Here is a 10,150-nt window from a genome sequence, read left to right on the forward strand (position 1 = left end):
GCGCCGCGAAAAGTACCTATACGCGACTGATTCGACCGACCCCCCTCGCGCCATAACGTTGGTGTCATCGCAGGAACAACCCGCGAAACACCAGCTCACAGCCTATTTCGGAGGTCGAGATGAACACCGTCGTCGCACAGTACCTGGAAGCATGGAACACCCGCGAGCCCGCTGCCCGCCGCTCCGCCGTCGCCCGCCTGTTCACCCCGGAGGCCCGCTACGTCGACCCGCTGGTCGCGGTCACCGGCCACGCCGAACTCGAGGCCGCCATCGCCGGTGTCCAGGCCCAGTTCCCCGAGTGGACGTTCACGCTGGCCGGCCCCGTCGACGCCCACCACGACCAGGTCCGCTTCACCTGGGGTCTCGGCCCCGCCGACGCCCCCGCCGTGGTGATCGGCTTCGACGTCGCCGTCCTCGCCGACGGCCGCATCGACAGCGTCTACGGCTTCCTCGACCAGGTCCCCGCCACCACCTGACCCTTTCACAGCCAAGGAGATCCGCCATGACCACCACCGCCCCGTCCCGCCTGTCCGCATTGTTCGCCTCCGGCGAGAACCTGCTGCGGCTGTCGCTGCGCCTCGACGCCGTCGTCACCACCGCCAACGGCCTGGCCTACCTGGCACTGGCGCAACCACTGGAACGGCTACTCGGACTCGATGCCGGCGTCGGCCTCGCGATCGGCGCCTTTCTCACCGCCTACGGCCTCGCCGTCGCGGTCGTCGGCCGATCGGCGCCCGTCAACCGGGCCGCGGCGTCGGCGGTGGCGACGGGCAACACCGCCTGGGTCGTGGCGAGTCTCGTGGCACTGTCGACCGGCGCGCTCGGTCTCACGACAGTGGGCGCGGTATGGGCGGTGATGCAGTCGGTGACTGTCGGCGGATTCGCCGCGCTGCAGTATCTGGGACTACGTCGTAGTCACTGAGCTGGACACGAGGGACCGGCACGCGCAGTGTCGGTCCCTCGCGCTGTCAGCGCACCAGCAACGCGACAGGAAGCCGAGCGAACAGTTTGTCCACCCGCGCACTACCCGCGAAGGTGTTTCCGGTGAGGCGATCGGTCCAGTTGCCCTGCGGCAGCGGCAACGTGGTGTCGAGCCAGCCCGTGGTGCCGAGCCCGACCGAATGCCGGGTCGCCGCCACGATCACCTCCGGTGCTTCGCCCGCGGGCCCCCGCCCGTAGGCGATGAACCGATGCGCGTGCTCACCGATGGCATAGAGCGGCCGATACATCCCGCCGACGAAGCACTCCGGCCGCTCCCGGCGCAACCACAGCGCATAGGCGACCACCCACATCTTCGCCGCGCCGGTGGTGTCCAAAGTCGGTGTGTCGGTGAGTGACTGGAGCATCCCGACCCGGGTGGCGAAGTTCACCGGCCGCCGGTTGTCGGGGTCGACGAGGGAGTCCTCCCACAACTCGGTGCCCTGATAGATATCGGGAATCCCCGGCGCGCCCAGCTGCAAGAGCTTCTGCGCCACCGCGTCCGACCACGCGTGCGGCGCGAGCTCGTGGGCCAGATCGCCGATGCCGGTACCGACCGGTCCATCGATCACCGCGTCGAGCCAGCCGTGCACGGCCGATTCGAACGCCGCGTCGGGTTCCTCCCACGACGTCTTCGTGCCCGCCTCGCGGATCGACTTCTCGGCGAACATGTGCAGCCGGTCCCGCAGCCCCGGCACCGACGAGGCGGGTCGCCCATCGGCGGGCCACACCCCGAACATGTTCTGCAACAGGAACAACGCGGTGGCCCCGTCGGGCGCGGGGGTGGTCTCCAGCCAGCCTCGAACCCGCTGCGACCAGACATCGGCGACCTGCGACAACACCCCGATCCGGGCACGCACGTCCTCCCCACGTTTGGTGTCGTGGGTCGAGATCGTGGTCATGGTCGCCGGCCAGCGCTGCGCGCGTTCACTGTTGGACAGGTGGAAGTCGTTGACGGAGTGGCCGAATCGCGCCGGATTGCCGCCCACCTCCTGCAGCGACACCAGCCGCGCACCCTGATAGAACATGGTGTCCTCGACCGATTTGGCGGTGATCGCCCCGCACACCTGCGAGAACCTCGTCGCCGCTTCACCACCCACCGACAGCGCGGTCACCAGGACCGACAGCGGTGCCGTCAACTCGGCGTTGCGCTTCTCCACCTCCGCCACGACCGCGGCCGTCATCCCGGCCAGCGGCGCGTAATCCACCCGGTACACCGGCATGAAGGCCAGCACCTCGATGGTCGCGTTGCTCACCGCGAGGGTGTCGAAGCTGCCCGCGTTGCCGTCGCGTTTGATCGCGGCGACCAATCGCCGGATCTCCGGCGCCAGAATGGTTTCGGCGACGGCCCGCTTGATCCGATGCTCGGTCTCGCCGAACCACGCCCGGTCGCTGCCGTGCCCCGCGACGTGCTGGGACAGTTCGGTCAGCGTCGTCTCGCCCGCCGGATCGATCAGCACCCCACCGAGATCGGCGAGCGCGTCGTAGCCGGTGGTGCCGTCGACCGGCAGCGTCGCGTCCAACGGCTCACGATTGGCGAGGATCTTCTCGACGAGCAGGAGCCGCTGCGGCCCGATCAGCCTGCGCAACCGGGTCAGATACGCACTCGGATACGACAATCCGTCCGGATGATCGACGCGAACACCGTCGATCAGATCGTGTTCGCACCAGGCTGCCAGCTCCCGGTGCGTCGCCTCGAACACCTCCGGGTCTTCCTGCCGGATCGCGGCCAGACTGTTCACCGCGAAGAACCGCCGATACGTGCACACCCCGGCCTTCCAGCTCACCAGCCGGTAGTGCTGGCGGTCGTGGATGCGCAGTGCGTTGTCGCCGTCGGTGCCCGCCGCGATCGGGAATCGCAGATCGTGCAGTGCCAGCATGGGTTCGGCGCCGGATCGGTCGACGGTGAGCGCGGCCGGGTCGTTCTCGTTCTGCAGAACCGGCAGCGCCAGCCGCCCGCCCGCGCCGTTGCCCGAGCTCCAGTCGATGTCGAAATACTTGGCGTACTGCGACTTCTGGCCGTTGCGCAGCACGTCCCACCACCACGGATTCTGCCGCGGATCGGCGACACCCACGTGGTTGGGCACCAGGTCGACGATCAATCCCATACCCCGGCTTCGCACTTCGTCGGAGAGTGCTTTGAGGCCCGTCGGCCCGCCGAGCGCGGCGGAGACCGTGGTGGGGTCGGTGACGTCGTAACCGTGTGTCGACCCGTGCGTCGCGGTCAGGATCGGCGACAGGTACAGGTGCGAGATACCCAGCTGCTGCAGGTATTCGGCGATGGCGCGGGCATCGGCGAAGGTGAGCGCGTCGGGGCGCAACTGCAACCGGTAGGTGCTGCGTACCGTGCCCGCCCGGACGGGCGCGCGATGGAGCATGGTCACTGGGTCGGTCACATAGGTCTCGGTCATCGTCTCGCTCGGCGGCTAGGCGGTTCGGCGCAATACGAGCAGGCAGCGGCTGGCGACCGGCAGCGTCGCCGCGGCGGCATACACCGCGTCGGCCGCGCCGGTCGGGGTCGAACAATCCAGGGCGAGCGACCAGTGCGCGCCGAACTCCGGTCCGGGCAGGACGAAATCGATCGCTTCGTCGTGCGCATTGAAGCACAGCAGGAACGAGTCGTCGGTGATGCGCTCGCCCCGTGGACCCGGTTCGGCGATGCCGTCACCGTCGAGCAGCACGGCCAGTGATTTCCCGAAGCCGCTGTCCCAGTCGTCGTTGGTCATCTCGGTGCCCGCGGGCGCGAACCAGGCGATCTCGCGCCGGTGACCCTGATCGTCGCTCGGACCGGCGGCCAGAAAGCGACGGCGCCGGAAGATCGGGTGCTCGGTGCGCAAGGCGATCACCGCCCGGGTGAACTCGAGCAGGTCGGCATTCGACTCCGCCAGTGACCAGTCCATCCACGCCAGCGGCGAATCCTGGCAGTACACATTGTTGTTGCCGAGCTGGGTGCGTCCGATCTCGTCACCATGGGCGAGCATCGGCGTGCCCTGGCTCAGGATCAGCGTGGCCAGCAGATTGCGTTGCTGACGAGCACGCAGCGCCAGGACCCGGGGATCGTCGGTCTCGCCTTCGACACCACAGTTCCACGATCGGTTGTGGCTTTCGCCGTCCCGATTGCCCTCGCCGTTGGCGTCGTTGCGTTTCTCGTTGTAGGACACCAGGTCTCGCAGCGTGAAGCCGTCGTGTGCGGTGACGAAGTTGATGCTGGCGCCCGGCCGCCTGCCCGTCGACTCGTACAGATCCGACGATCCGGTGAGCCGAGAGGCGAACTCGCCCAACGTCGCGGGCTCCCCACGCCAGTAGTCACGCACCGTGTCCCGGTATTTGCCGTTCCACTCGGTCCACAGGCTGGGGAAGTTGCCGACCTGGTAGCCGCCCTCACCGACGTCCCACGGTTCGGCGATGAGCTTGACCTGACTCACCACCGGATCCTGGTGTACCAGGTCGAAGAACGCGGAAAGCCGGTCCACATCGTGCAATTCGCGCGCCAGGGTGGCGGCGAGGTCGAAGCGGAAGCCGTCGACGTGCATGTCCAGAATCCAGTACCGCAGCGAATCCATGATCAGTTGCAGCGTGTGCGGATGCCGGACGTTGAGGCTGTTGCCGGTGCCGGTGAAGTCCTTGTAGTGCTCGGGGTCGGCCTCGTCGAGCCGGTAGTAGGCGGCGTTGTCGATCCCGCGCAGGCTCAGTATCGGCCCGTTGTGGTTGCCCTCGCCGGTGTGGTTGTAGACGACGTCGAGAATCACCTCGATGCCCTCGGCGTGCATCGCGCGCACCATCGCCTTGAACTCCGCGACCGCGCCGTCGCCGCGCGGCCGGGCCGAATACTGGTTGTGCGGTGCGAGATAGCCGATGCTGTTGTAGCCCCAGTAGTTGCGCAATCCCTGATCGGTGAGCACGTGATCGTGGAAGAACTGGTGCACCGGCATGAGCTCGATCGCGGTGACGCCCAGCGACTTCAGATGCCCGATGATCGCCGGATGCGCCAGGCCCGCATAGGTGCCGCGCAGATCCTCCGGGATATCCGGGTGCGTCATCGTCAGACCCTTGACGTGCGCTTCGTAGATCACCGTCTCGTGGTACGGCCGGTTCGGCGGCCGGTCGGGACCCCAGTCGAAGAACGGGTTGATCACCACCCCGGTCATCGTGTTGCCCAGCGAATCCAGCCCGTAGGTGTAGAGCGAAGGGTCGTTGACGAACTCGCCGTCGAACGCCTTCCCGTACGGGTCGAGCAGCAGTTTGCTGGGATCGCAGCGCAATCCGAGTTCCGGATCGTACGGGCCGTGGATACGAAAGCCGTACCGCTGACCCGGCATGACGGAGGGCAGGTAGGCGTGCCAGACATACCCGTCGACTTCGTCGAGGTCGACGCGGGTCTCGGAGCCGTCCTTGGCGATCAGGCACAGCTCGACCTTCGTGGCGACTTCGGAGAACACCGAGAAGTTCGTTCCCCCGCCGTCGTAGGTCGCGCCGAGCGGATACGCGGTGCCCGGCCACACCTCGGGTCGGTCGTTCGGGCTCGACATGCTACGACAGTAATGGAACCCCGGGCGCCACCGCGCACGATGTGACCGGCCGCTCGCTGACCGCCGCTCAGGTCGGTGTGGTCGCGAGCAACCGCCGTGCGTAGCCCGTGCGCCGCGCGAGCCCGGCCGATCCGCCGAAGATCAGCCGTTGCAGGAACGCGGGCGGACCGGCGAGATAGCCGTCCTGGTACTCCCACAGCAGCCCGAGGGCGAGTGGATTGCGGGGGAGCTTGCTCGTCGTCGTCTTGTTCGCGTTGTCGAGTCCGCTCCAGAACGCGAACATCTCCCAGTGCCGCAGCGGCGGACGGATCAGATGGTCCATCACGGTGTCGTTCGCCTCGTTCCAGAACTCGTGCACGACGCGCGGGGGAGCGGTCACCGTATCGCCCGGCCCGGCGACGATCTCTTCGCCGTCGACCCGAAATCGCACCTGACCGGTGCGAACGGTCCAGGTTTCGCTGATCTCGGGATGCCAGTGTGGGCCCGCCTCCCGGCCGATGTGCGGCAGTACGTGTTCGAGGCGCAGATAGGCGCCCTGCGCGTCGGCGCCGCGGTCGACGAGCGTGACCCGATGCCCGTTGCGAAAGGTGAGGACGGAACCGATGGCAGCCATCATCCAGGTATAAAGGTAACCTTCCTATTATGTCAACGGTTGAGCGACCCTCCTTGCTGAAACTGCTGGTCCAGGCGGCCGATGCCTACGAGCGCGCGCTGAACCCCGCGCTGCGTGCCGGGCTCGGAACCGATCTGCGCCCCGCCCACTACGCGGTGTTCCGATACCTCGCACCGGAAGGATCGCGGGTGACCGCGCTGGCCGAGACCGCCGGAATGACCCAGCAGTCGATGGGGGAGCTGGTCTCGCACTTGGAGAAGTGCGGATACGTGCGGCGCACGCCCGATCCCGCCGATGGGCGCGCACGGCTGGTGGTCACCACCGCGGCCGGTCGGGAGGCGGTGGCGCTGGCCGGGCGGCACATCCAGCGAATCGAACGGGTGATCGCCGCCGAGCTGGGCGCGCAATCGCTCGCCGTGGTCCGCGATGCCCTCGCTCGGCTGCCTGCCGCGATCGCGAATCACACCGACACCCGGTCCGCCGACGACGGCAAGTGATAACTTGAACAGCGTTCAAGGCTGTCGTCTCGGCAGCCCCGGGCGACGACGAGGAAACCTGTGGACCTGACCCCCGAGCAGATCACCGCCCTCGATGCCGAACACGTCTGGCATCCCTACGGCGGATTTCCCGCGACCACCGAGCCACTGGTCGTGGCAAGTGCGGCAGGAACACGGCTCACTCTCGCCGACGGCCGCGAACTCGTCGACGGGATGAGCTCGTGGTGGGCGGCTGTCCACGGCTACTGCCACTCCGTCCTCGACGCTGCTCTGCTCGCGCAATCCCAGCGGATGAGTCACGTGATGTTCGGCGGGCTCACCCACGAACCGGCCACCCGGTTGACCCAACTGCTGGTCGAACTCACGCCCGCCGGTCTCGACAAGGTCTTCCTCTGCGACTCCGGCTCCGTATCGGTCGAGGTCGCGACCAAGATGTGCCTGCAGTACTGGCGCGGTGTCGGGCGCCCGGCGAAGAACCGGCTGCTCACCTGGCGCGGGGGATACCACGGCGACACCTTCACCCCGATGAGCGTCTGCGACCCCGACGGCGGCATGCACTCGCTGTGGACCGACGTCCTCACCGAGCAGGTCTTCGTCCCCGCGCCGCCACGAGAGTTCGAACCCGACTTCGTCGCCGAACTCGAACGCGCCGTCGTCACCCATCGCGACGAGCTGGCGGCGGTGATCGTCGAACCGGTCGTCCAAGGCGCGGGCGGCATGCGCTGGCACGATCCGCGCTACCTCACCGAACTGCGCCGGATCTGCGACGACAACGACGTACTGCTCGTCTTCGACGAGATCGCCACCGGGTTCGGCCGCACCGGCGAGCTGTTCGCCGCCGACCACGCGGGCGTCGCGCCCGACGTGATGTGCGTCGGCAAGGCGCTGACCGGCGGCTATCTCACCCTGGCCGCGGCGCTGTGCACCGCGCGGATCGCCGAGACCATCAGCGCGGCACACGGCGGGCTGATGCACGGGCCGACTTTCATGGGCAACCCGCTGGCCTGCGCCGTCGCGGTCGCCTCGATCGAGTTGCTGCGCTCGCGGGACTGGCGCGGCGAGGTGTCCAGGATCGAGTCGGAGTTGCGGGCCGGCCTCGCACCGCTGGCCGAGCTGCCCGGCGTCGCCGAAGTCCGCGTGCTCGGCGCGATCGGCGTCGTCGAACTCGACCAACCCGTCGATATGCGCGCCGCGACCGATGCCGCCGTCGACGCGGGCGCCTGGCTGCGCCCGTTCCGCAACCTCGTCTACACGATGCCCCCGTTCATCAGCACCAGCGCCGACATCGCCACCATCACCGGGGCCGTGGGCGCGGCGGTGAAGGCCTCGATCGCATGAGCCCGACCGTCCTGAACGGTGTTCAAGTATGCTGCTCAACTGTGAGTACGGATCCGTTGAGCTGGTTGGACGAGCGTGCGGCCGAACGGGTCGACGCCGGGCTACGCAGGCATCTACGCGAGCGCGTCGCCGAGTCGTCCGCGATCGACCTCGCCTCCAATGACTACTTGGGCCTGCACCGGCACCCCGAGGTCGTCGAAGGCGCGGTCGAGGCGGTGCGTCGCTGGGGAACAGGCTCGACCGGCTCCCGCTTGGTCACCGGAACGACCACCGAGCACGCACTCCTCGAACTCGAGCTGGCTGAATTCGTCGGCGCCGAAACAGGATTGGTCTTCGCCACCGGCTACGCCGCCAATCTCGGCGTGGTCACCGCGCTGGCCGGGCGCGGCACCCTGGTGGTCTCCGACGCGGGCTCGCACGCCTCCCTGGTCGACGCGTGCAGGCTTTCTCGCGCCAGGGTCGCCATCGCGCCGCACCGCGACGTCGCCGCGATCGAACGACTGCTCGCCGAGCGCACCGAAGAGCGCGCGTTGGTGCTCACCGATTCGGTCTTCAGCGCCGACGGCGACCTCGCGCCACTGGCCGACCTGCATCGCGTCACCCGGGCGAACGGCGCCGTCCTGATCGTCGACGAAGCCCACGGGCTCGGGGTCCGCGGCGAGGGCGGACGCGGGCTCGTGCACGAGCAGGGCTTGGCCGGCGAGCCGGACCTCGTGATCACCGCGACCCTGTCGAAGGCATTCGCCGCCCAGGGCGGCGTTGTCCTGGCCGATGCCAGAATCCGCGCCCACCTCATCGATGCCGCGCGCACCTTCATCTTCGACACCGGCCTCGCTCCCGCCGCCGTCGGTGCGGCTCGGGCCGCCCTGTCGCTGCTGCGCCGCGACCCGTCGATGGCCACCCGCGTACTCGACCGCGCCGCCGACATCGCCCGGATCGCCGGTGTCGCCGAACCCGATTCCGCGGTTGTCTCCGTCGTCCTCGGCGAAGCTCAAGTCGCCTTCGACGCCGCGCAGGCATGCCGCGCCCGCGGCCTGGATGTCGGCTGCTTCCGCCCGCCGTCAGTCCCCGAAGGCACCTCACGGCTGCGCCTCACCGCCCGCGCAGACCTGACTTCCGCCGAACTCGAGACGATCGCCGAGGTCCTCGGCGACGTTCTCGCGTCGGCCCGCGGCAAGGAAACGGTGACGGCATGACTGTCCTACTGATCAGCGGCACCTCGACCGACGTCGGCAAAACCGTTGTCACCGCGGCACTGGCCGCCGCCGCGCAGGCCGCGGGGCGCACTGTCGCTGTCTGCAAGCCCGCACAGACGGGCATCGCTCCCGGCGAACCCGGTGACCTCGCGGAGGTCACCCGCCTGACCGGGGTGACCCGCACCCTCGAGATCGCCCGCTACCCGGAACCGCTCGCTCCCGACACCGCCGCACGCCGCGCGGCCATGCCACTGCTGACCCTCAGGGACACTGTCGCCGCCGTCGAATCGCTGGCCGATGCCGACCTGGTGCTGGTCGAAGGCGCGGGCGGACTGCTGGTGCGGATGGGCGAGTTCACCCTGCTCGACCTCGCCCAGAAGATCGGCGCACCAGTGTTGGTTGTCGCCGCAGCCGGCCTGGGCACCCTCAACCACAGCGAACTCACCACCCGGACGCTCGCCGCGGCAGGCGTTCCCTGCGCCGGCTTGGTCATCGGCTCCTGGCCGACCGATCCCGACCTCGCCTCCCGGTGCAATCGCGAAGACCTTCCGCGAGTCACCGAGACCCCGATAGTCGGCGCGATCCCCGCGGGCGCGGGGCAGTGGGACCGCCTCCGCTTCACCGCGGCCGCACCGAGCTGGTTCACCACCGGTCCGCTGTTTGGAAACCGCCCTTGACCAGCCGATTTGACTTCGTGTTGGTCGGCACGTAACTTTATTCGAGTCAGAGCGACACGGACACCGACTCAGCCGCCCAGCGGCCGAGACACGAGGTAGTACGATGAGCGCCTGACTGACTGCGTGTTCAGAGGGACTCGGTACGGATTTGCTTCCGGCCGGTTGTCTGAGCTAAGTTTGAACCCTTGCCTCACCGAAACCCCTCCGAGAAGTTGTGGGTAGAAGTGTGTGCGTGTGTTCTTTGAGAACTCAATAGTGTGTCGATGAATGTCAGTGCCAATAATTATTATTGGTTCCAATCTTTCATGTACCCCCCGGTCGT

Annotated in this window: 9 protein-coding genes; 6 read left to right on the plus strand and 3 right to left on the minus strand. The window is 68.1% G+C overall.

All coding sequences use genetic code 11. The annotated features are described in order from the left end of the window. The first annotated feature begins 119 nt into the window (after positions 1-119). Both ACFVJ5_RS34420 and ACFVJ5_RS34425 read left to right on the plus strand, forming a co-directional pair. Positions 120-476 carry a nuclear transport factor 2 family protein gene (locus tag ACFVJ5_RS34420; RefSeq protein WP_379226717.1) on the plus strand — a complete coding sequence of 119 codons (357 nt, stop codon included), beginning with the start codon at positions 120-122 and terminating at the stop codon, positions 474-476. Positions 477-502: 26 nt separating this feature from the next. Beyond that, positions 503-922: a hypothetical protein gene (locus ACFVJ5_RS34425; protein ID WP_379226719.1), complete on the plus strand. Its 420-nt coding sequence runs from the start codon at positions 503-505 to the stop codon at positions 920-922. Between the two features lie 46 nt (positions 923-968). Here ACFVJ5_RS34425 and treY read toward each other — a convergent pair whose 3' ends face one another. The 3 genes from treY to ACFVJ5_RS34440 form a co-directional block, all read right to left on the minus strand. Further along, the gene (treY, locus tag ACFVJ5_RS34430) at positions 969-3,356 is read right to left on the minus strand and encodes a malto-oligosyltrehalose synthase (protein ID WP_379226759.1); all 2,388 of its coding nucleotides are present in this window, start codon (positions 3,354-3,356) and stop codon (positions 969-971) included. Between the two features lie 48 nt (positions 3,357-3,404). Beyond that, positions 3,405-5,507 (minus strand): glycogen debranching protein GlgX, encoded by a 2,103-nt coding sequence (gene glgX, locus ACFVJ5_RS34435; RefSeq protein WP_379226721.1) that lies wholly within the window; start codon positions 5,505-5,507, stop codon positions 3,405-3,407. Between the two features lie 67 nt (positions 5,508-5,574). After that, positions 5,575-6,120: a cupin domain-containing protein gene (locus tag ACFVJ5_RS34440; protein ID WP_379226723.1), complete on the minus strand. Its 546-nt coding sequence runs from the start codon at positions 6,118-6,120 to the stop codon at positions 5,575-5,577. A gap of 29 nt (positions 6,121-6,149) precedes the next feature. Here ACFVJ5_RS34440 and ACFVJ5_RS34445 point away from each other — a divergent pair, with 29 nt between their 5' ends. The 4 genes from ACFVJ5_RS34445 to bioD are packed head-to-tail and all read left to right on the plus strand — an operon-like array spanning position 6,150 to position 9,828. Then, positions 6,150-6,617 carry a MarR family winged helix-turn-helix transcriptional regulator gene (locus ACFVJ5_RS34445; RefSeq protein ID WP_379226725.1) on the plus strand — a complete coding sequence of 156 codons (468 nt, stop codon included), beginning with the start codon at positions 6,150-6,152 and terminating at the stop codon, positions 6,615-6,617. Positions 6,618-6,677: 60 nt separating this feature from the next. Next, a complete protein-coding gene (locus ACFVJ5_RS34450; protein ID WP_379226727.1) occupies positions 6,678-7,955 on the plus strand; it encodes an adenosylmethionine--8-amino-7-oxononanoate transaminase in 1,278 nt (425 codons plus the stop codon). After that, positions 7,952-9,151 carry an 8-amino-7-oxononanoate synthase gene (locus tag ACFVJ5_RS34455; RefSeq protein ID WP_379226729.1) on the plus strand — a complete coding sequence of 400 codons (1,200 nt, stop codon included), beginning with the start codon at positions 7,952-7,954 and terminating at the stop codon, positions 9,149-9,151. The genes ACFVJ5_RS34450 and ACFVJ5_RS34455 overlap by 4 nt, the downstream gene beginning before the upstream one ends. Continuing rightward, positions 9,148-9,828 carry a dethiobiotin synthase gene (bioD, locus tag ACFVJ5_RS34460; RefSeq protein WP_379226731.1) on the plus strand — a complete coding sequence of 227 codons (681 nt, stop codon included), beginning with the start codon at positions 9,148-9,150 and terminating at the stop codon, positions 9,826-9,828. Before ACFVJ5_RS34455 ends, bioD begins: the two co-directional genes overlap by 4 nt. Positions 9,829-10,150: the final 322 nt, after the last annotated feature.

The sequence above is a fragment of the Nocardia sp. NPDC127606 genome, assembly GCF_042671725.1.
Classification (GTDB): domain Bacteria; phylum Actinomycetota; class Actinomycetes; order Mycobacteriales; family Mycobacteriaceae; genus Nocardia.

Coding starts and splice junctions, on each gene's coding strand:
- ACFVJ5_RS34420 (WP_379226717.1), top strand. CDS start 120: ATGAACACCGTCGTCGCACAGTACCTGGAAGCATGGAACACCCGCGAG.
- ACFVJ5_RS34425 (WP_379226719.1), top strand. CDS start 503: ATGACCACCACCGCCCCGTCCCGCCTGTCCGCATTGTTCGCCTCCGGC.
- treY (WP_379226759.1), bottom strand. CDS start 3,356: ATGCTCCATCGCGCGCCCGTCCGGGCGGGCACGGTACGCAGCACCTAC.
- glgX (WP_379226721.1), bottom strand. CDS start 5,507: ATGTCGAGCCCGAACGACCGACCCGAGGTGTGGCCGGGCACCGCGTAT.
- ACFVJ5_RS34440 (WP_379226723.1), bottom strand. CDS start 6,120: ATGGCTGCCATCGGTTCCGTCCTCACCTTTCGCAACGGGCATCGGGTC.
- ACFVJ5_RS34445 (WP_379226725.1), top strand. CDS start 6,150: ATGTCAACGGTTGAGCGACCCTCCTTGCTGAAACTGCTGGTCCAGGCG.
- ACFVJ5_RS34455 (WP_379226729.1), top strand. CDS start 7,952: ATGAGCCCGACCGTCCTGAACGGTGTTCAAGTATGCTGCTCAACTGTG.
- bioD (WP_379226731.1), top strand. CDS start 9,148: ATGACTGTCCTACTGATCAGCGGCACCTCGACCGACGTCGGCAAAACC.